Here is a 21300-nt window from a genome sequence, read left to right as displayed (position 1 = left end):
TCCTTTTCCTTGTTATTCAATACGGATTCGAGGATCCACGAGACTTAATACAATATCTGAAACTAATGATCCGATAATCGAGATTACGCCATAAAATAAGACAAGCGTAATAACAACAGAATAATCTCGGGAGGTAATAGAGGTAATAAATAAGTCCCCCATCCCATTGAAAGCAAAAATTCTTTCAATAAAAACCGAACCGTTTAATAATCCAGAAAATATAAATCCAATTGAAGATGCAATCGGTAAGAATGCATTTCTGAAAATGTGCTTGTTATAAATTACATTTTCAGGAACTCCTTTAGATCTAGCGGTACGTACGTAGTCTTGAGTCTTAGCATCAATAACTTCGTTCCGTAGTGTTTGTGTCGTGGTTGCTGTACCTAAAATTCCAGCCGTAAATCCTGGAAGTAACAATCGGTAGAACATATCCCAATAATATGGTGCTGTGCCTTTAGGAATAACAGGACTTGCAGAACCACGTGTTGGGAACCACTGGAGTTGGTATCCAAATATATATATAAATAGTAATGCTAAAACAAATGTTGGAATTGCATAGCTCACATAGTTGTAAATCATAACAAAACGATCAAACCACGAATTGTTATAACGTCCTGAAAGCATTCCGAACGGAAGCGCAATAGCATAAGTAAAGACTGTAGACACTATACCTAAGCGAATAGAGTTCATAGCACGCGCTCCAATCAACGTCGTAACTGGAACTTTTTGTGCAAAACTTCTTCCGAAGTCTCCTTGAAGGGCATTTCCCACCCATCTAAAGTATTGAACATGCAATGGATCATAATATCCCGCTGCTCTTCGTAGTTCTTCCAAGCGGGCCGCATCAACGTTCGGGTCAATAATCCCAGTGAACGGATCCCCCGGCATGAAATGTGCCACAGTAAACACTAACATACTTAATAAAATAATCTGGGGAATCATGATGATTAAACGTCTAACTACTGTTTTCCACATATTATGCATCCCCCTTTATATTTAATTGCTCTGCGCTAATATTTGGATTTAAGGCAGCATAATGATCATCTGACAATTTCATTAAATCATAAACGCGACCATTTTCATCATAATAATCTTTTTGATGTTCATGATAAGCTGCTTCAATTCTTCTACGTTCATCCATGTGTTCTTCTCGATTTAGCGGATCAATTTTAGGAATTGCAGATAATAGACGCTTCGTATAAATATGTTGTGGATTATTAAAGATTTGTTCTTTTGATCCTTGCTCAACAAAACGACCGCGGTGCATGATCGCAATATCATCTGCCATATGCTTAACGACTGATAAGTCATGTGAAATAAATAGATAGCTTAATCCATATTCTTTTTGAATGCGTTGCATAAAGTTTAAGACTTGTGCTTGAACCGATAAGTCTAAAGCACTGGTCGGCTCATCTGCAATGATCAGTTTCGGATCACTTGCTACCGCGCGCGCTACACCGATACGCTGACGTTGCCCACCTGAGAATTCATGAGGATAGCGATAAATCGCATTTTCATTTAGTCCAACAATTTCAAGTAATTCAATGACACGATTCAATTCTTCTTCTTTCGTATAATTAAAATAATTGCGCATAGGTTCAGCAATAACATCTTTGATTCTTTTTTTAGGGTTCAAAGAGGATGTTGAATCTTGGAAAATCATTTGAATGTCTTTATTGTAATCACGATACGCTTGTGCACGACTTCGCGCTTTATTCGTAACGTCAACACCTTCGTAAAGAACTTTTCCGCCGGTAACATGTTCCAAACCGATAATTCCTTTACCAATTGTAGTTTTACCAGAACCTGACTCTCCAACAAGTCCATATGTCTTACCTGTTCCAATTACCATATTTACACCATCAACCGCATAAACATAGTCTTGAATCGTATTAAAAATCCCACCGCGAATTGGGAAATGGATTTTCATATTTTGTAATTCTAAAAATTCCATTATTCCATCTCCTCCCCTTCAAAGTGGAAATATTTCCAACTATTTCCGCGCACTTTATGGCCTGGTGCAATTTCATGAAGGATAGGATCTTCATCAAATGCTTCATCAGGAATCCATGGAATACGATCGCGGAAACGATCCCCTTTTCGTGGAAGATTCTGCAATGATGGCACCGTTCCTTGAATAACGTGTAACTCTTCACCATCTTCATGCAATTCGTTAGGAATAGAGTTCAAAAGGGAGCGCGTATATGGATGCTTAGGATCTGTAAATAAAACATCAACAGGAGCTTCTTCAACGATTTGACCGGCATACATAACCGCTACTCTATCTGCTGTCTCTGCAACAACTCCCAAGTCATGTGTAATTAAAATAATTCCTGATTCTGTTTCTTCTTGAATATCTTTCATCAAGTCCAGAATTTGTGCTTGGATGGTAACATCCAAAGCAGTTGTAGGTTCGTCTGCAATAATGACAGGCGGTTTGTTTGCCAAGGCAATTGCGATGACAACTCGCTGTCTCATACCACCCGATAACTCATGCGGATATTGTTTCATAACGCGTTCTGGTTTCGGAATACCGACCTGATTTAATAATTCTAAAACCCGATCATATCTTTCTTTATCATTTAACTTCGTATGATAAATCAGCGATTCTTCAATTTGTTTATAAATCGTCATTACTGGGTTCAATGAACCTAGTGGATCTTGGAAAATCATACTAATATCATTTCCACGAAGACGATTGTACAATTTTTCATTTAATTTCGTTAAATCCAAACCGTTATATAAAATTTCGCCTTCAATTCTTGTATTATGTGGATCATGCAATCCAATAATTGCTGTTGCTAATGTCGACTTCCCACAACCAGATTCTCCCACAATTGCTAATATTTCATTCTTAGCTAAACTTATGGAAACATCTTCAACTGCATTGTAGTACTCGTCTCCAAAGCGGAAACCAACATTTAGATTGTTTACTTCAATTAAAGTGTTATCGGTCGCCACTATTCAAACCTCCTACGCATCCATCATTATTAGGATGCATCACTATTTCTAATCATTAACTATTATGAATTAGATTTAAAATAAAGACCACTACTTGTACTAAAAATGAGTAGTGGTTTATAGTTCATTTTAAAGCTTTTTTTATTTTTTGCAAGCTTTTTCTAATTAAACTCTCATTTTTGCTTAAAATTATATCATTTCCTATTTTTTTATTGACGGCCAAACTTTTCTTGAATAAATTCTACAGTTTTTCCAATTGTTGAAATCTTTTGTGCTTCTTCATCTGAAATCTCACTATCGAAAGCATCTTCCAACTCCATAATAAGTTCAACCAAGTCTAATGAATCAGCACCTAAGTCATCTGTATAAGACGTTTCTAAAGTAATTCGACTTTCATCAACCCCTAAGCGGTCAACGAGTATTTCTTTAATTTTTTCAAATATTTCTTCATTTGTCATTCGAAATCCTCCTATATGCTAGCTATGACACTGTCTCTATGATTCTAGAGCTTGCTTTAATAGTATAGTATTTTTAAAATATATGCTACTTTTTATCATTTTCAGCATCTTGAATTTTTCTTTCGTTAACAAAATAATCTTTTAATTCATTAATAATATTGGAATGCAAAATAGTAATCATCTGCTTCAATGTTCCTGATACAGCTTCCGCATTTGTTGCACCATGTGTTTTCATTACAGGAGCATTGACACCTATTAAAATAGCACCGCCCAATTTTGAATAATCTGTGCTATCCCTTAAAGAACGCAAACTGTCTTTTAATAGAAGACCGCCGACTTTTCCTTTTATTCCTGAAGAGATAATGGCCTCTTTTAAAATAGAACTCATCGTTAAAGCAGTGCCTTCCATCGCTTTTAAGACTGCATTCCCCACAAAACCGTCCGCCACTACAACATCTACATTAGTACGAAGCATATCACGAGCTTCAATATTTCCCACAAAATGAATGGCTTTATTTTCTTTTAACAATTGATGAGCTTCTTTAGTGATTTGATTTCCTTTTCCTTCTTCTGCTCCATTATTTAAGAGTGCAACAGAAGGTCGTACTGCGTTATGAAGTGCTTTGGCAAAGAATGACCCTAATACTCCAAATTGTGAAATGAATTCTGGCTTAGTTTCCGAATTAGCCCCTAGATCTAAAAAAATCGTAGGACGTTTTAACTCGCCAAAGTTAGGCAAACTGACCATTAATGCTGGTCGAAATACACCTGGAATTCGGCCAACAATCAACGTTCCAGCACTTAACAATGCGCCCGTATTACCAGCTGAAAATAATCCATCTTGCAACCCTTCCTTAACATCGCGGGCAGCTCTTACTAAAGATGAATCAACTTTTCTGCGAATAGAGCGAACAGGGTCATCTTCTCCTGTTATCACTTCGGTTGTTTCAATAATTTGAATATTATCTAATTTTTGTGTGAGATATTTTTTGATCTCATTAGGATCACCATAAAGTGTAAATATTACATCTGAATACTCTTCCGCTACTGCCTGAGCTCCTTCAACAATCACCTGTGGGGCTCGGTCGCCTCCCATTGCGTCTATTGCAATTTTCATATTATGCTCCTTTACTAATCCAATATGTCCAAATTATTTTCCTGTTTGTTGATCAGTTGTAGAAATTCTTCTAACTTCTTATAATCTTGTTCATTTTTTTGTTGGTAGATTTTTTCAGCTTCAAGACGTGTCACTTCGACTATTTCCGCATCTTTCACTAAATCTGCCACTTTAAATTCTATATTGCCTGACTGACTTTTTCCAAACCAATCGCCAGGTCCTCGCATTTGCAAGTCTTTTTGGCTTAGAACAAATCCATCATTAGTTGCCACCATTATTTCCAGACGTTGGCGTCCTTCTTCCGTCCTTGGCTCAGCAATTAAGATGCAAAACGATGCTTTATCACCTCTGCCAACTCTTCCTCTTAATTGATGCAACTGGGATAGCCCGAAACGATCCGCATTATGAATCACCATGCCGATCGCATTTGGTACATCTACTCCGACTTCAATTACAGTCGTAGAAATCAATACATCAATTTCATGATTTTTAAAGCGCTCCATAATCAATTGCTTATCATCAGCAGACATTTGCCCATGCAAGCATTCAATTCTTATTGTGTCTTTCAAATGACTGCGATATTCTAAAAAAAGTGAGTCAAGCGTTTCCGCTTCTAAATGTTCGCTTTCTTCTATTAGAGGACTGATAACGTATATTTGTGCACCTTGTTCGATTTGGGGATTTAACCATTCCATAAGACTTCTTAATTGTCTAGGTTTTATCCAATGTGTGCGAACAGCTTTACGTTGCGGTGGCAATTCATCAATCGAACTAATATCCATTTCGCCAAAACTTGTAATTGATAATGTTCTCGGAATAGGGGTCGCTGTCATAAATAAGATATCTGGATGGTCGCCTTTTTTGCGTAAAGCGCGCCGTTGTTCCACACCGAATCTATGCTGTTCATCAATTAAAATAAAACCTAGATGATAAAAATGAACATCTTCTTGAATAAGTGCATGAGTTCCTACAACTATATCAATTTTACCAGTTTCTAATTGTTCAAGATACTTTTTTCTTTCCTTAGATGGTGTATTTCCCGTAAGCAGTGCAATACGTATAGGATAGGATGCAAACATCTTTTTCAATGTTTCAAAATGCTGTTGCGCCAAAATTTCAGTCGGCACCATTAAAGCCGATTGTAATCCGGCGGTATATGCCGCAAACATTGCTGCAGCAGACACTACTGTTTTTCCGCTGCCTACATCTCCTTGAAGAAGTCGATACATTTGGTGAGGCCGTCTTAAATCTGCACATATTTCATTTACACAACGCTTTTGAGCACCTGTTAATTCAAATGGCAATTGCGCAAAAAAATGCTTTAATGCCTCATTATCATATAAAATAGCGTGGCCAGCTTGTTCTTGACGCATCTTTAGTTGTAATATGTTCAATTGATAGGCAAAAAGTTCCAAAAAGGCAAAACTTCGACGTGCCCATTCATATTCTTCATCGCGATTAGGAAAATGCATCCCTACAATTATTTCTTTCAATGAGAGTAGGTGATATGCCACCTTTAAATGCTCTGGCCACACAACAGGAATAGCGAAATGATACGTATCCCATGCTTGCTTAATTAATTTCGCAATGGTCTGCGACTTTATTTCTTTTGAGGCAGGATAAATAGATTCAAAATTTTCTTCATTAGAATGACTTCCGATTATTTTAATGCCACTTAATTGAGCACGTGCACTATCCCACGTCCCAAAAACTTTTAAAGTGTTGCCCTTTTCCAGTTTGTCTTTCAAATAAGGTTGATTAAAAAAAACAATAGGAATTACAATGCCTTCAACCGTAATGTGTGTCAGCAGTCGACTTTTATTTCGACCGAAATATTGAACGATAGGAGAGTTCAATATGAGCCCCTCCAGTACAATTTTTTGTCGATCCTGAATTTCATGAAGATCTTTCACAGAGAGGTCTTCATAGCGAAATGGAAAGTATAAAAGTAAGTCCAAAATAGAATAGATTCCTAGATGATTCAATGCTTCTTTTCTTTTTTGACCTACGCCTTTCAATCGACCGACAGATTGAGTCAGTACCGATTGCATACTTATACCACCTCCTTAAATTTTAAAAAAGGACAAACGAATGACCGTCTGTCCTATAAGAATTATTCAACTGAAATTAAATAAGGATAAACGGGTTGATTCCCTTCATAAATTTCAACATCCAGATCATCAAACGCTTCTTCAATTTCTGCTTGTAACAATTCAGCTTCTTGTTCCGACACATCTTCTCCAAAAATTAATGTAATCATTTCACTGTCCTCATCAATCATTTCAGTAATTGTTTGTAAGACAATTTTATTTAATTCAGCATCTGTTACTTTGATCTCACCATCAATGAGTCCAATATAATGGTCTTTTTTAATATGCAAGCCATTTATTTCTGTATCGCGAACTGCAAAAGTAATTTGACCTGATGTGACCATTGTCATTTCCTCAGCCATTGATTTTAAATTTTCTTCCAGACCGCCGTCAGGATGGAACGCTAGCATCGCAGTAAGTCCTTGCTGTATCGTTCGTGTTTCGACTACCGCAGCATTACCTTCATGAATTTCTGCTGCTTGCTTAGCAGCTAAGAAAATGTTGCTATTATTTGGTAAAAGCAAATAATTTTTAGCAGGGACTTTTTCCATTGCTTCAACAAAATCATGCGTCGATGGATTCATCGTTTGGCCGCCTTTTAAAACATAATCGACACCCATTGAGCGGAACATTTCACTAACACCCTCTCCTGCAGCAACTGTAATAATTGCAAGATCTTTTTCAGGAGCTTTTGCTATTTGATTTTCTTTGTTAACTAGTGCGGCATTTTGTTCACGCATATTGTCAACTTTAATCTTAATGAGTGAGCCGAATTTTTGACCATAATTCATAACTTCGCCTGGTTTTTCAGTATGAACATGGACTTTTACAATCTCATCATCTGCAACGACTAAAAGTGAGTCACCTAATTCATTTAAGTAGTTTCTGAACTCATCATAGTCAAAGGTGGAATCGACCGTTTCTCCTTCACCTAAGCGCACCATAATTTCAGTACAATAACCATATACAATATCCGCTGGATGTGCTACTTCATGATGAACCTCATGTTCAACAACTTCTTCAAATATTTCAGCTTTTTTTAATGGCAGCACTGCTTTTGGTGCTTCTCCAGTCAATATGGATAAGAAACCTTCATAGATGAAGACTAGTCCCTGACCCCCACTGTCAACAAATCCCACTTCTTTAAGAACTGGCAGTTGTTCAGGTGTATGGTCCAGTGCTGTCTGTGCAGCATCTTTTACTGCGGCCATTACACCAATGATATCCGCATTTTCTAAAGCGGCTTGCTCGCCCGCTTTTGCAGCTTCACGAGCTACTGTTAAAATCGTTCCTTCAACTGGTTTCATAATCGCTTTATATGCTGCATCGACACCTCCTTGAAAGGCGGTCGCAAATTTTTTCGCATCAAGCGACTCATATTTTTCTATTTTTTTAGAGAATCCTCTAAATAACTGGGATAAAATAACACCTGAGTTTCCGCGTGCTCCCATCAAGAGCCCTTTGGCTAAAATTCGACCAATTTCTCCAACATGATCCGTCTCACACTCTAAAACGGCATCCTTCCCGCTTGTAAATGTCAGATTCATATTGGTGCCCGTATCGCCATCTGGAACAGGGAAGACGTTTAACTCATTAACATACTCATGGTTTTTCTCTAAGTTTTTCTGACCTGCAACGATCATTTGTTTAAAGTCATCGCCATTTAAAATTTCTAATCTCAATTTGTCAACTCCTCATTCATCACAAGTCACGCCTTATTCAGCGGGAACTCGTACACTTTGCACAAAAACATTCACTGATTTAGGCTCTAGATTAAACGTGGATTTGAGCTGATAGCTTACCCGTTCTTGTACATTTTTCGACACTTCTGAAATCTTAATTCCATATTGTGTAATAATATATACATCAATAATAACCTCATCATTTTCTTGGCGGACAATAACACCGCGTGAATAATTTTCTCTATTTAAAATTTCACTAATGCCATCGCGCACTTGATGACGACTCGCCATCCCAACAATTCCAAAAACTTCTGTTGCAGCGCCACCCACTACCGTTGCAATAACATCACTAGTAATCTCAACTGTTCCATATGAGTTATTAATTTTTACGGACATTTTGCTGCTCCTTTCAGTTGATTCTTTCATTTAATAACATTTAAAAAATTGCTATCTTTTATAATACACAAAAAGATTAAATAAAACAATGTTCGACCATAATGCTAGCGATTTCGCTTAGCCATTAAATGCCAGCCAAGTCCAAAATTTTATTCCTAGCTCAATAAGTGCATCTGGGAATTCATAATCAGGATGATGGACAGGCACATGTTCTTCTCCAGCACCCAAAATAAAAAAACAACCCGGACGATGTTTGAGGTACCAACCAAAATCTTCACTGGAACGAATTGGGTCTGACAACTCTTTTAATGTTATGCCTTGATTTGCCATTTTTTCACGTAGGGTTTCTACTAGATATTCTGGGTTAGTAGTATCTGGAAAATCATCATGAATTGCATATGTCATTGCCATTCCAGTCGCTTCTTCTTTGATAAGATGTAAGATCATCTCTTGTAAGCGATCCAAATCTTCTAATTTTTCAGCACGAATTGTTAAAGATAGCTCACCTACTCCTGGATTCACGCCAAATGCATCGGCTTCGCCCACATTCAAATGAACGACTGTACATAATACAAGTCCAGAAAACACTTCATTTAAAAATGGCGTTGGGACAAATCCTTTAAATTGAGCTAAAGGTTCCAATATTTTACAAATTTTAGCAAAGGTGTAGACAGGATTTAGTCCTTCTTCAGGCATGGATGCGTGAGATTGTTTCCCCTTAAGGCGAATGGTCAATCCTCTTGATGCACAATAGAATGTTCCTTTTCTTGTTACACATTCCCCTATTGAAAACCCAGGCCAATTATGAAGGCCATACACGCGATCAACATGTTCTTTTTCTAAAATTTCAACACATTCTTTGGCACCTACACCATTTTCTTCAGCATGTTGAAAAATATAAACAATATTTTTGCCGATTGTTTTCTTATCTAACGTAACTGCCGCTCCTGCCAGCATTGTCGAGTGCCCATCATGTCCACAACCATGAAAAGGTTGTCCTTCTTCATTCAAAATTGCATCATGATCTGCTCGAAATGCAATGGTTTCTGTAGCATCTTCTTCTCTTTTCACAGCATAAAAATAGCGACCACAATCAATGATTTCTGTATTCTCTAACCGTTTATTCAAAAAGCTCATCAATCTTTTTCGTGTATTTTGTTCATGCTCTGAAATCTCTGGATGAGCACGAAGTTCATGACGTAACTTTCTAAAATCATCCATTATAAAAGCCCTCTTTCTTTATTATCCAGTGAAATTTTACCCTATTTTTGCTCATTTTTCCAATATCATCATAAAAAAGCACTGGGTCAATTTCAAACTGTCCCAGTGCTACATTACATTATATTATCTAAATCCGCCGCCGCTGCCGCCACCAAAGCTACTGCCACCACCAGTAAAGCTGGTACTTCCTCCGTAGCCACTGGAGCTGGATGCCGAAGCGTTCGATGCAGCGCTAATAGCATGGGAAGGATAATAATGCGACCAATAAATTGCTTCTGGTGTCATATTTGTTTGAACGATATATTCTGGATAAAGCTTGCTAAATTCTTCATATACCTCATCAGCAATTCCAAGCATCGCTGCCCAAATAAGCAAATCATCCCATAAATGAACATTAATAGCTCCTCGTTCATTCAATAATGAGAAGTCTAATAAATAGTTGCGGAATTTAATGATATTTTCTTCTAAGAGTTTGCCTTTACTTGTAGGTTCTAACTGATTCAACTTAAGCCATGAGCGTTTTTTGTTATAGCGATAATAACCTTCTTCACATAACACACTCTCAGAACTAGCATAAATGTCATCCTGCCATTCTTCAAGGCGGTCGTACTCATCTGTCGCCCACTCCGTAAATTCTTTTGCTTCCAATATTCCATCGACACTCGCTTCTTCTATCATACTGAAAAGGTCCAGCTCAATATCGCTTGCCATTTTATTTTCTTTATGAAATTTATCAGCATCTATTTGGAGTGCTTTTTTGTTCTTTTTAGATTTTTTATTAAAGAATCCACGCACTTTTTTATCATCAACGACTACTAAATAACCTTCTTTGATCCATTTCAAGAAGTAAGCTGTCATAATTGAATCTTCATCACCAAAATGCAGACCATCAAGTGGTAATATTGCAATATGAATATCACCTTCTAATGGAACATCACGCCAATATTGACCGTCATAATCTTTAATTCTTAGCTCACTACGATATGAGTGCGACGTATTACCTGATGAAATTATGGTGGCAATAGCCGTAGCAACAGCAATGAATGGAGGAATTATTGCCAAAAATGCTAACAAGTCGGACAAACTAAAGCCATCTCCATCAACTTCTGCATAATCAGAACCATCTTTTGCTTTATCGATAATATCTTCAGAAGATTCATCCATTTCTACTTCAGTTTGAAATAATCCATCAGGAAGAATGGATAGCACTGTAAAATAGTTTATTTTACCATGACTTTGTGCAAAAATAGTACCTTCATCTAAGATTTCCGTCTCCCCTTCAAAACCGAATCCCCAAACACGCAGATCAGCTGCTGGCATCTTTGAAAAAGCGTTTATATGAACTGTCATTTTGTCGATTGGAATATTCATCGAATCATTAAAAAATTTCCAGAATATCATATATTTGCCATCTGATGTTTTTCGCACAAAATTGGTGATAGTATATTCTAATTGATAAAGATGCTTCCCATATGAGCCAATTCCCCAGCACAATTCTTGCTGATCACTTGATTCATTGATACCATTTTTAAATCTTTTTTCTTCTAATGAGCCATCAGTGTCCCAATCATTGCCTAAGTTTTCGTAAACTTTTCCCTCTTCGCTTACAGTAAAATCAATCACTTGTGAAACTTTATTGCTTCCCATCGGAATATAAATTTCAGTGCCTTCATATTGCGACATATCCCAAAGGGCCTTAATCGTTGCTGAACCATCTTCATTCAGCATAACCTCCATATTAATGGAATGAATGATATTTTCTGAAGCAATGACAGATTGAGACCCAGCACCTAAAAAGAGTAAAGCTACGAAAATTAGTGGAGCAAAAATATTTTTCAAAATCTTATTCATACAATCACTGTCCATCTATTTATTCCCAGCTTGGCATTTCGCGTTTTTCTTCAGTTTCTTCAAAGTAAGGTTCCTTAGTAAAATTGAACATACCTGCAATAACTGAAGATGGGAACTCTTGAACTGCGCGATTTAATTTTGTCACGCTGTCATTATAAATCATACGTGACTGACGTACTTTATTTTCAAATTCTTCCACGCTTCGCATCGCATTTTGATAAAGTTCACTTGCTTTTAATTCAGGATATGCTTCTGCTACAGCAATTAATCGACTTAATACACCTGCAAATTGTTCTTCACTTTTTTCCATTGCTTCAACGGACGATGCTTGGCTAACACTTGTTCTTTGCGCTGTAACTTTTTCTAATGTTTCAGCTTCATGACGCGAATATTGTTTCGTTGCATCAATGATACTTTTCAATGCATCCCATCGCGATTCAATTTGTACTGCAATCTGACTTTTTGCATTAAAAACATTTTCACGAATACCAACCAATTCATTGTAAATTCGAACGCCCCATAGCGCAATAGCGGCAACAATAATAATGAGTATTCCTATGACTTCCATATCATTCACTCCTTTAACAATTTATTTAATTATGAACTTATTTTACCATTAAATCCCTTCAGACAAAAATAAAAAGGAGAATTTATATTCTCCTTGATTGCTTTATTGCATTGTAAAAATTCTTTTTATTTTTTGCCACAGTGAAGGTTGCTCTTGCTGGTCTAATGACATCAGCGGCACCGCATCCCCTAAAATACGTCTAGCAATATTACGATAACCTTTTGCTGAAGGTAGATCAGGATTCATCACTACTGGCACTCCTGCATTTGATTGTAAGGTAACTTCTTCATCGTCAAAGACAATTCCTAACAAAGGAATTCCTAGATGTTGTGTAATCTCTTCTACATCCATAATATCCCCATTGAGCATCATTTGTGGTTTTACACGATTAATGATCAATTGTGGTGCAGCTAATTCATTTTGCTCAAGCAAGCCCACAATACGGTCCGCATCGCGAATAGCAGAATTTTCGGGTGTCGTTACTATAATAGCTTCATCTGCTGCTACAACTGCATTTTTAAATCCTTGCTCAATTCCTGCGGGACAATCAATGATAATGAAGTCAAAAAGAGGATCTAATTCTTTCACAATTTCAAGCATCTGCTCTTCACTCACTGCATCTTTGTCTGCATGTTGTGCTGCTGGAATTAAAAAGAGATGATCATTAAAGCGTTTGTCTTTAATTAACGCTTGATGTAATTTGACCCGTCCTTCTGCTACATCTACAATGTCGTAAATGATACGATTTTCCAATCCTAAAATAACATCTAGATTTCGTAAACCGATATCCATATCCATTAAGCAGACTTTTTTATCTTGAAGAGCAAGTGCTGTCCCAATATTTGCAGAAGTCGTTGTTTTACCAACGCCTCCTTTACCTGATGTTACGACAATCGTTCGAGCCATTCTTCCAATCCCCCTGTTTCTTTCGTGATATCTGGTCGGCGCTCTTTTAAAAGACGCGGCGAAATTTTTTCCATGACATACATATCATTTACAAGTAATACGCCATAATCTTTTATTTCATCAGATTCTTTGTCGCCTTCGATGACTTCAACATGATCTGCGATTCTAACTTGTGCATCACACATAAAGTTATTAATAATCACCGCTTCTTCATTTCCTCTGAAACCCGCTTGAATTGTTCCATTCATTTCGCCAATGACAATAATGTGACCAGCAGAACGAACAACTCCTCCTGGGAAGACTTTCCCAACGAGCAACAAGTCTTTTTCAGATTCTAAGATTTGCCCATTACGGACGTTACGAACAACAAATTCCATACCAGATTGATTCGCAAAATCTTGTGCGACATCTTTCGGCAGGACGTTGCTCTCTACACGTTCAATTTGAAATTTCGTTTCATTTTCAATTGTTTTTTTCATTTTTGCTAATTGTTTTTCATCAATCAGACGATTACCCGTTGAAATTCTAAGTAAGTAATCTGATTTTTGAGAAGATTCTTCATGGATATTTTCTATCAATGATGCTAACGCTTCATCAATTTCCTGATAGCTTGACTGATCATTTACTATTAATCGCCAACCATCATTTGTGCCTTTCAATGTAACAGCTTTTTGCAATTCATCCACCTACTTATAATTTAAATTCGGTTGCTTTTAAATGTAAGAATAATTTATCAATCAGAAATGTAACGATAACTGTCAAGGCGCTATTTACAAATAATGTGATGCCTAGACGTTTGATATAAAATGTTGCCCAGTCCATTTGTGTAATGGAAAGCATGTTATAAATAAAATATGCAAAATTCTCAATTAAGAAAATTCCTAAAATGCCAAGTAATACATAGACAATAAATTGCTCATTAAAGAAGCTTTGAACTTGACGAATAATATAAATCATCGCAAAGAATCCTACCATGTAAATTCCTAAAAAACCAACATAGTATGAATCTTTAATAAAGCCAACGACTAAAGCGAATAATTGCATATATGTCTCGTCAAAATAATAGCTCAATGTAATGAGCATTATAGTCGTTAAGTGGGGGACAATTTGTCCCAGTCGCGTATTTAAAAGTTGTGGAGCATTTAATACAACGCTACCATCAATAAAAAGAGCGAGTGCGATAAGAAAGACGGACAAAATAACCTTTTTCCATTGTGCCATTATTCATTCGGCTCCTCTTCTTTACTGAACTCATTCTCATTGACAGTTCGTGCATTGCGGCTAATCACTGTCACGAAACGTATCTGATCAAAATCTTCTGTAGGAGTCACATAAATTTGTTGACTCAGTCCATGTTCATCCATTGACACTTCGGCAACTTCGCCAATTAATAATCCACGCGGCACTACGCCACCTAGACCACTACTCACCACGCTCGTGCCCTCCTCAATCGTTGCATCACTTGTAATGCGGTCCATAATGAGTTGTTTGCGCTGTGGATCATAATGGGTAATCACGCCATAAATCGTTTCACCATCTTCTGTCGTAACTTCAGCAGATGTTTGAACAGCTTGTTGCTCTGCATGCGTTAGCAACATAACTTTTGAACTGGTAGGATTAACTTCTGTTATGCGTCCAATAAGTCCCTTGCCTCCAAGAACAGACATCCCAACTTTAAGTCCATCAGTACTTCCTCGATCAATTACCACAATATCTAGCCACTTATCTGGATTACGTGCAATGACCGTTGCGGTAATTTTTTCATATTCTGTTAGTGTGGCTTGAAGCTCCAATTCTTCTTTCAATTTCTCATTTTCTTGGCGAATGGCTTGGTTTTCGGCCTGCACTTCTCCAATTCGATCAATTTCTTTTTTTAGACGTTGATTTTCAATATAAGTATCTTGTAAATTGTTTACCTTGCTAAAAAGCCCATCAACTGCACGAATTGGCGCCTCAAATAAGCGTCCGAAAACTCCTGTTACATCATTCGTTATAGTTTGAAAAAAAGGAATATTGCCCATGCGATTAAATGACAAGGACAAGACGGTAATAAAAAGAATTACTGTAATCAATAGCCCTATTAACTTTTTATTACTAAAGAATTTCTTCATTCTATAAAACTCCAATCACTCAATTTAAATTACAATTGTTGTTTACGGAAAAGCTCCATATTCTCAAGCGCTTTACCTGTCCCTAAAGCGACACAATCTAGCGGTTGATTTGCTACAAAAACGGGAACATCCGTAGCATCTGAGATCACATCGTCTAAATTACGTAATAAAGCGCCGCCCCCTGTTAAGACGATTCCGCGGTCGATCACATCTGCCGCAATCTCGGGCGGTGTATCTTCTAGTGTACCTTTTACTGCATTAATAATATCATTGACAACTTCAGCGATCGCTTTTGAAAGCTCAACAGCAGAAATTTCAATCGTTTTTGGAAGCCCTGTTAGCAAGTCACGACCGCGTATTTCTGAGCTACCAAGCTCTTCTGCTGCTTTTGGACAAGCAGATCCTAATTCCATCTTGATGCTTTCAGCCGTTCGTTCGCCGATGAGTAAATTATGTTCATTACGAATATAGGCAATGATCGCTTCGTCCATAGCATCTCCCGCTGCATGAATGGTTCGACTTGCCACAATTCCACCTAAAGAGATCACCGCTACGTCTGTGGTTCCGCCCCCTAAGTCAATGACCATACTTCCAGTAGGTTCGTTGACAGGCAGATCAGCACCAATCGCTGCCGCAAAAGGTTCTTCAATCAAATAAGCTTCACGAGCACCCGCCATTCGAGCTGCATCGATTACTGCACGCTTTTCGACTTCGGTACCTTTTCCTGGAACGCAAATTAATACAGAAGGTTTTGAAAAGCGTCCACTTAATTTGTTCATAAAATATTCAAGCATCGCACTTGTCGTATCAAAATCAGCAATCACACCATTTTTCATTGGACGACTTGCCACGATACTTCCGGGTGTACGACCAATCATCTTTTGTGCATCGCCACCTACAGCAACTATTTCGCCTGTCTTAAGGTTCGTAGCGACAACAGAAGGTTCTCCAATAACAATTCCTTCACCATCAACGTAAACTTTCGTATTTGCCGTTCCTAAATCAATGCCAATTCTTTTTTTACTAAATAAGCACACACCAGTACCTTCTTTCTTTCAATTTAATCATTTTGATTTTTAATTCAAATAATTGTACATGCTTACTAATTATAACTTTTTTTCGATCATTTTGCACTAGTTTTTAAGCGAAAGGTCGAATAAAACAAAAAACCGGAGAGAATATGCTCTCTCCGGTAAAGTTTTTAATGAAATTAGTTAACTTTTTTTACGTTTGCAGCTTGTGGTCCGCGGTCGCCTTCTTCGATATCGAATGTTACTTCTTGACCTTCTTCAAGTGTTTTGTAACCTTCTTCATCAATTGCTGAGAAATGTACGAATACATCGTCTGCGCCTTCACGTTCGATGAATCCGAATCCTTTTTCTGCGTTAAACCATTTAACTGTTCCTGTTTCCATTATAAAATTTCCTCCTCGTGCCTTTTGACACATATAAATTCACATTCTAGCCTAAGGTACGAATGGAGTGCTAAAACACTTTTTTCTTTCCTTAACAAAATGCTAGGGTTAGCATACCACTTGTTTATAGGATTAGCAAACAAAACAAACTCATCGCTTAAAACTATAAATATCCTTCTTCTTTTAAGCTGATATAACGCGATTCTCCAATTACAAAATGATCTAACAATTCAATTCCAATCAATTTTCCTGCCTGGGCAAGTTTTTTTGTAAAATCTAAATCAGTCTGTGACGGTTGCGGATTACCAGAAGGATGATTATGAGCGATAATTATTCGTGCTGCACTACAGCGAATCGCTCCTTTAAAAATTTCGCGCGGATGAGCAACCGATGAATTAATCGAGCCAATAAATATCGTTTCTTTTTTTATGATTTCATTTTTAGTATTTAAATAAAGTGCCACAACATGTTCCTGCTGCAAATCTCTCATTTTCTGGATTAAAAAATTCCCGACCCATGAACTTGAAGCTACTGTCCCTTCTTTTACTTGATAAGCATCATTTAAGCGCTGTCCAAATTCAATTATGGCTAATAATTCAACAGCCTTTGTTGGACCGATACCAGGCAATTCAAGTAATTCTTCATATGTAACATTTCGCAGTTGATGTAAATTTTTAAAATGATTCAATATTTCCAAAGAAACCTCAAGTACATGTTGTTTTTGTGTCCCAGTTCGCAAAATAATCGCCAATAATTCATGATCAGCTAAGGATCGGCTGCCAAACTTGCGCAGCCGCTCACGCGGCCTACTCTCTATAGGCAGCTCTCTCAAAAAAGATGGCATCATATATCACTCTTTCGCTTTATCCTATATATTACCGAAACATGCCATGATTAACAAAAAAGCTGTGGAATATTCCACAGCTTTTTGAAGCGCGCCCTAGAGGAGTCGAACCTCTAACCGCCTGATTCGTAGTCAGGTACTCTATCCAGTTGAGCTAAGGGCGCTCAAGACTTATTAATAATAATATACCCTTATTTTTGGGGATTGTCAATAGTTTTCATGAATTTTTTCATGTTTTTTAATTATTCATGATATCTCTTAAAAATGGTCTATTACTTAGTCTTTTTTATAACATTCATGTATAATAAAAATTCAAAAGAGGTGAGAATGTGCCAAAAGAAATATGTTTTCATTTTATTTTAAGTATGAGTAGTCGCCTTCAAGCAAAACACTTGCTACAAGTCGTTCCCCAATATACTTCTCATTATAAAATATATCATACGGAAAATCTTCCACAACTCAATCAATTATTTTGGCGATTCAAAAAAGAACTCGCACCGCAAGATGTTATTGTAGCAGTTGGGGGCGATGGTACGATGAATCAGATTATTACGCATGTGCGACAATTCAACATAAAAAATCCAATTGGCTGCATCCCCGCTGGGACAGGTAATGACTTTGCACGATCTAATTATATTCCATTAGATACCGATCAAGCGATCGAATATTTATTGACAAAAGCACAGCATGTGGAACATGACCTTTTAGAAATTATCGGGCCTGACGCTCATTACTTCGCAGTTAATAGTGCTGGCATAGGACTAGATGGCCGCATTACATATTATTTGAATCGAAATCGTCACTATCGAAAAATTCATGCAAAATCTTATTCTAATGCGATTATTTCAAGTTTTTTGAAACAAAATAAATTTGGTGTAACGCTGCACTATCCGAAACACACAAAGCATTTTGAACATGCTCAACTTTTTTCATTTGGAATTAATAAATATTTTGGTGGTGGAATTCCATTTTTTGCAGATGCAGATGCAAAAGATGGACACCTAGATGTAGTTGTAGGACATGAGGTGACATTTATCCAACTGCTATCAATTCTTAGAAGAATGCTCTTACATAATGCATTACCTACTGATGATAAGTTATGGAAAGCATCTGCTTCAACACTTTCATTTGAGACAACCGCTATGCAATATGGTCAATATGATGGTGAGCCTTTCATTGTCTATCCTGGTCAAAAATGGGACGTTAATATCTTAAAACAAAATTATTAGATATAAAAAAAGACTTTAAAACAATCTTTTGTGAAGAAATGTTTTAAAGTCTTTTTTATAAATCATAAGGTGATAATCCATCCATTCCAATTAAGGGATCAATTACTGCTTTTAAAATTATTTCAGGTGTTAAAAGATATGATGATGTCCCATCAACAGAGTAATTCTCATCTTCTTCATAAATGAGGTCTTTCAGCGGCTGTACATCTAAATTTTCATTTAGACGTTCTTTCAATGTTGTTTTTCTTGTAGCACTTGTTGTAGTTAAACAAGTTACAAAGGCATTCGGATCACCGCACAAAATCAATGATTGACTAGCACGTGTGACAGCTGTATAAAGCAGATCTTTTGTTAACATCACTTTGAAAGCATAAACAAGTGGTAATATTACAATAGGATATTCACTGCCTTGTGCCTTATGGATCGAACAACAATAAGCGAGCGAAAGATGTATCCACTCACTGCGCGGATAATGAACTTCAATTCCATTGAAATTAAGCAACATCTCTTCACGCTTGGACTCTGTATATTCTTTAGCCACAAACCCAACAATAATTCCCATATCTCCATTGTAGACTCCTTGTTCGGGATCATTTTTCGTTAATAATATTTTATCCCCAACGCGATATACAATGTTACCAAATTCCATTTCTTCTTTTTCAGGATTGGCAGGGTTAAATAATTTTTGTAAACTTTTATTCAATTGATCAATCCCCGCAGCTGTTTTATACATGGGAGCAAGCACTTGAATATCTTCGGAAGTGTAGCCTTTTTCAATCGCACGCGTCACAATATGTTCAACTAAAGGAACAACCTCAGCTGTTCCAGCCCGAAAGAAATTTCGATCATGTGTCTGTTCTAAGAAATCATGCGGTAATTTTCCTTGCTTTATTTGGTGTGCTAATTCAATAATAGAGGACCCCTGTGCTTGTCGATAAATTTTATTAAGCGATACCATAGGAATATAGTGTGTTTCAATCAGATCACGAAAGACTTGACCTGGACCCACTGGTGGCAATTGGTCTTGATCGCCAATTAAAATGACTTTCATTCCTTTAGGCACTGCACGCAAAAGCTGATTCATTAACCATGTATCGATCATGGACATTTCATCCACAATTAAAAGCTGCCCTTCAAGCGTAACTGCCCCTTCTTCAAATGTTTCATCCGCTTCATCAATTTTTAATTGCAACAAACTATGAATCGTTCGCGCTGGAATTTGTGTAGCTTCTTGCATTCTTTTCGCTGCTCTCCCTGTAGGTGCTGCAAGCAAGATAGGATGTGAGGGACTGTCCTCATGAATATTCTCCAATGAATGAAGATGACGATAGGTTTGAATAATTCCATCAATGACAGTCGTCTTACCTGTCCCTGGTCCCCCTGTCATAATAAAAAGAGGAGACTTCATTGCAAGTAAAATTGCTTCTTTCTGATCGTCATCATATACAATTCCTGTATCTTCTTCAGCAAAGGACAAGGCTTGTTCAAATTCTTCTTCTGAAAATTCTTCAATTGAACTATTCAACAGACGATGAATATCTCTTGCGATGCCATATTCGCAGCGATAAAGGATCGGTAAATAAGCTCGCCCATCTTCAATGATGAGCTTCTCAGCATTTACTAATTCACTGACAGCATCATAAATTAAATCTGATTCAATCATAAAAGGGCGCGTTCGCTCAAGGCGCTGAACGCTTTGATAAATTAAAGGCTCCACTGCCATGAAAGTATCGCCAACTTTTCCAATCTCATATGCCAATGTATATAAGATACCTGCTTTTATCCGACTAGTTGCATCAGGAGGGACTTCTAATTCTTGTGCAAGTTGATCGGCACGTTCAAAGCTAAATTTCTCCAAAATATCACATAAAATATATGGATTTTCTTTAATTTTTTCAATCGTTTCTTCTTTTAAAATATCATAAACGCGATAAGCACGATCATTACCTAATCCTAATTCATTTAAAAAAATGATAATTTGGTGACTTCCCAAGGATTCTTTGATCCCTTCGCGTAATGCTTTTCGCTGCTTTTTATTTAAAAATGACAAGTCATCTAGGCATTTTGCATCATCGGATATTTTTTGTAATAGGTTAGTACCCAATGATTCAATTAAACGTTTTGCAGTTACTTCTCCAATTCCTTTAAATTGACGTCCTGATAAATAATTAATTAAAGAGGTCTCATTTGAAGGATGTTCTTTCATATAACGATTGGATTGAAATTGTACACCATAGCGCGGATGATGAACTAGTTGTCCATAAAATTGATAATAATCTCCGCTGGCAATTGCACCAAAATATCCAGTAATTACAATCTCTTCCTCAAGATAATCAGTATTCGTATCTGTGACGGTCACAAGGAGAACTTTGTAAAAATTTTCGAAATTTTCGAACAAGGTCGCTTTCACTTCTCCGATAATATATTCTTTTTCCACTAAGTTCTCCTCCTT

General features: G+C 37.0%; 20 protein-coding genes and 1 tRNA gene. 1 reads left to right on the top strand and 20 read right to left on the bottom strand.

Annotated elements, in window-relative coordinates; genetic code table 11:
* Positions 1 to 12 precede the first annotated feature (12 nt).
* The 19 genes from opp4B to C231_RS0100105 form a co-directional block, all read right to left on the bottom strand.
* The gene (gene opp4B, locus C231_RS0100195) at positions 13 to 975 is read right to left on the bottom strand and encodes an oligopeptide ABC transporter permease (RefSeq protein ID WP_018658635.1); all 963 of its coding nucleotides are present in this window, start codon (positions 973 to 975) and stop codon (positions 13 to 15) included.
* 1 nt (position 976) lies between these two features.
* Entirely contained in the window at positions 977 to 1954 is a 978-nt protein-coding gene (locus tag C231_RS0100190; protein WP_018658634.1) for an ATP-binding cassette domain-containing protein, read from the bottom strand.
* Complete coding sequence (locus C231_RS0100185; protein ID WP_018658633.1) at positions 1954 to 2961, bottom strand: ABC transporter ATP-binding protein; 1008 nt, start codon at positions 2959 to 2961, stop codon at positions 1954 to 1956. The genes C231_RS0100190 and C231_RS0100185 overlap by 1 nt, the downstream gene beginning before the upstream one ends.
* A gap of 209 nt (positions 2962 to 3170) precedes the next feature.
* On the bottom strand, positions 3171 to 3419 hold the full coding sequence (acpP, locus tag C231_RS0100180; RefSeq protein ID WP_018658632.1) for an acyl carrier protein: 249 nt from the start codon (positions 3417 to 3419) through the stop codon (positions 3171 to 3173).
* An 85-nt stretch (positions 3420 to 3504) separates the two neighbouring features.
* Entirely contained in the window at positions 3505 to 4536 is a 1032-nt protein-coding gene (plsX, locus tag C231_RS0100175) for a phosphate acyltransferase PlsX (protein WP_018658631.1), read from the bottom strand.
* 14 nt (positions 4537 to 4550) lie between these two features.
* Positions 4551 to 6587 (bottom strand): ATP-dependent DNA helicase RecG, encoded by a 2037-nt coding sequence (recG, locus tag C231_RS0100170; protein ID WP_018658630.1) that lies wholly within the window; start codon positions 6585 to 6587, stop codon positions 4551 to 4553.
* A gap of 62 nt (positions 6588 to 6649) precedes the next feature.
* Complete coding sequence (locus C231_RS0100165; RefSeq protein WP_018658629.1) at positions 6650 to 8308, bottom strand: DAK2 domain-containing protein; 1659 nt, start codon at positions 8306 to 8308, stop codon at positions 6650 to 6652.
* 33 nt (positions 8309 to 8341) lie between these two features.
* Positions 8342 to 8704: an Asp23/Gls24 family envelope stress response protein gene (locus C231_RS0100160; protein ID WP_018658628.1), complete on the bottom strand. Its 363-nt coding sequence runs from the start codon at positions 8702 to 8704 to the stop codon at positions 8342 to 8344.
* 117 nt (positions 8705 to 8821) lie between these two features.
* Positions 8822 to 9925, bottom strand: coding sequence for a M20 metallopeptidase family protein (locus C231_RS0100155; protein WP_018658627.1), 1104 nt, complete (start codon positions 9923 to 9925; stop codon positions 8822 to 8824).
* Between the two features lie 123 nt (positions 9926 to 10048).
* On the bottom strand, positions 10049 to 11776 hold the full coding sequence (locus C231_RS0100150) for a DUF2207 family protein (RefSeq protein ID WP_169333930.1): 1728 nt from the start codon (positions 11774 to 11776) through the stop codon (positions 10049 to 10051).
* 19 nt (positions 11777 to 11795) lie between these two features.
* Positions 11796 to 12344 carry a LemA family protein gene (locus tag C231_RS0100145; protein WP_018658625.1) on the bottom strand — a complete coding sequence of 183 codons (549 nt, stop codon included), beginning with the start codon at positions 12342 to 12344 and terminating at the stop codon, positions 11796 to 11798.
* Between the two features lie 102 nt (positions 12345 to 12446).
* Positions 12447 to 13250: a septum site-determining protein MinD gene (gene minD / locus C231_RS0100140; protein ID WP_018658624.1), complete on the bottom strand. Its 804-nt coding sequence runs from the start codon at positions 13248 to 13250 to the stop codon at positions 12447 to 12449.
* On the bottom strand, positions 13229 to 13927 hold the full coding sequence (locus tag C231_RS0100135) for a septum site-determining protein MinC (RefSeq protein WP_018658623.1): 699 nt from the start codon (positions 13925 to 13927) through the stop codon (positions 13229 to 13231). Before C231_RS0100135 ends, minD begins: the two co-directional genes overlap by 22 nt.
* A 13-nt stretch (positions 13928 to 13940) precedes the next feature.
* A complete protein-coding gene (gene mreD / locus C231_RS0100130) occupies positions 13941 to 14471 on the bottom strand; it encodes a rod shape-determining protein MreD (RefSeq protein ID WP_018658622.1) in 531 nt (176 codons plus the stop codon).
* Positions 14471 to 15361, bottom strand: coding sequence for a rod shape-determining protein MreC (gene mreC / locus C231_RS07445; protein WP_018658621.1), 891 nt, complete (start codon positions 15359 to 15361; stop codon positions 14471 to 14473). The genes mreD and mreC overlap by 1 nt, the downstream gene beginning before the upstream one ends.
* Positions 15362 to 15390: 29 nt before the next feature.
* Positions 15391 to 16398 carry a rod shape-determining protein gene (locus tag C231_RS0100120; protein ID WP_018658620.1) on the bottom strand — a complete coding sequence of 336 codons (1008 nt, stop codon included), beginning with the start codon at positions 16396 to 16398 and terminating at the stop codon, positions 15391 to 15393.
* 173 nt (positions 16399 to 16571) lie between these two features.
* Positions 16572 to 16775, bottom strand: coding sequence for a cold-shock protein (locus C231_RS0100115; RefSeq protein ID WP_018658619.1), 204 nt, complete (start codon positions 16773 to 16775; stop codon positions 16572 to 16574).
* Between the two features lie 163 nt (positions 16776 to 16938).
* Entirely contained in the window at positions 16939 to 17619 is a 681-nt protein-coding gene (gene radC, locus C231_RS0100110) for a RadC family protein (RefSeq protein WP_018658618.1), read from the bottom strand.
* A 90-nt stretch (positions 17620 to 17709) separates the two neighbouring features.
* A tRNA-Arg gene (locus tag C231_RS0100105) sits at positions 17710 to 17783 on the bottom strand.
* 165 nt (positions 17784 to 17948) lie between these two features.
* Here C231_RS0100105 and C231_RS0100100 point away from each other — a divergent pair.
* Positions 17949 to 18848, top strand: coding sequence for a diacylglycerol kinase family protein (locus C231_RS0100100; protein WP_018658617.1), 900 nt, complete (start codon positions 17949 to 17951; stop codon positions 18846 to 18848).
* 55 nt (positions 18849 to 18903) lie between these two features.
* Here C231_RS0100100 and recD2 read toward each other — a convergent pair whose 3' ends face one another.
* A complete protein-coding gene (gene recD2, locus C231_RS0100095; RefSeq protein ID WP_018658616.1) occupies positions 18904 to 21285 on the bottom strand; it encodes an SF1B family DNA helicase RecD2 in 2382 nt (793 codons plus the stop codon).
* Positions 21286 to 21300 lie beyond the last annotated feature (15 nt).

Origin of the sequence: Allofustis seminis DSM 15817 (genome assembly GCF_000374325.1) — a bacterium.
GTDB classification, from domain to species: domain Bacteria; phylum Bacillota; class Bacilli; order Lactobacillales; family Carnobacteriaceae_A; genus Allofustis; species Allofustis seminis.
The sequence above is the reverse complement of the archived record's forward strand: the minus strand, read 5'-3'. Positions and strand labels throughout refer to the sequence as shown.

What these genes read in the sequence shown, in the direction of transcription:
- opp4B (WP_018658635.1), bottom strand. Translation starts at nt 975, where the DNA reads ATGTGGAAAACAGTAGTTAGACGTTTAATCATCATGATTCCCCAGATT.
- C231_RS0100190 (WP_018658634.1), bottom strand. Translation starts at nt 1,954, where the DNA reads ATGGAATTTTTAGAATTACAAAATATGAAAATCCATTTCCCAATTCGC.
- acpP (WP_018658632.1), bottom strand. Translation starts at nt 3,419, where the DNA reads ATGACAAATGAAGAAATATTTGAAAAAATTAAAGAAATACTCGTTGAC.
- plsX (WP_018658631.1), bottom strand. Translation starts at nt 4,536, where the DNA reads ATGAAAATTGCAATAGACGCAATGGGAGGCGACCGAGCCCCACAGGTG.
- recG (WP_018658630.1), bottom strand. Translation starts at nt 6,587, where the DNA reads ATGCAATCGGTACTGACTCAATCTGTCGGTCGATTGAAAGGCGTAGGT.
- C231_RS0100160 (WP_018658628.1), bottom strand. Translation starts at nt 8,704, where the DNA reads ATGTCCGTAAAAATTAATAACTCATATGGAACAGTTGAGATTACTAGT.
- C231_RS0100155 (WP_018658627.1), bottom strand. Translation starts at nt 9,925, where the DNA reads ATGGATGATTTTAGAAAGTTACGTCATGAACTTCGTGCTCATCCAGAG.
- C231_RS0100150 (WP_169333930.1), bottom strand. Translation starts at nt 11,776, where the DNA reads ATGAATAAGATTTTGAAAAATATTTTTGCTCCACTAATTTTCGTAGCT.
- C231_RS0100145 (WP_018658625.1), bottom strand. Translation starts at nt 12,344, where the DNA reads ATGGAAGTCATAGGAATACTCATTATTATTGTTGCCGCTATTGCGCTA.
- minD (WP_018658624.1), bottom strand. Translation starts at nt 13,250, where the DNA reads ATGGCTCGAACGATTGTCGTAACATCAGGTAAAGGAGGCGTTGGTAAA.
- mreD (WP_018658622.1), bottom strand. Translation starts at nt 14,471, where the DNA reads ATGGCACAATGGAAAAAGGTTATTTTGTCCGTCTTTCTTATCGCACTC.
- mreC (WP_018658621.1), bottom strand. Translation starts at nt 15,361, where the DNA reads ATGAAGAAATTCTTTAGTAATAAAAAGTTAATAGGGCTATTGATTACA.
- C231_RS0100115 (WP_018658619.1), bottom strand. Translation starts at nt 16,775, where the DNA reads ATGGAAACAGGAACAGTTAAATGGTTTAACGCAGAAAAAGGATTCGGA.
- radC (WP_018658618.1), bottom strand. Translation starts at nt 17,619, where the DNA reads ATGCCATCTTTTTTGAGAGAGCTGCCTATAGAGAGTAGGCCGCGTGAG.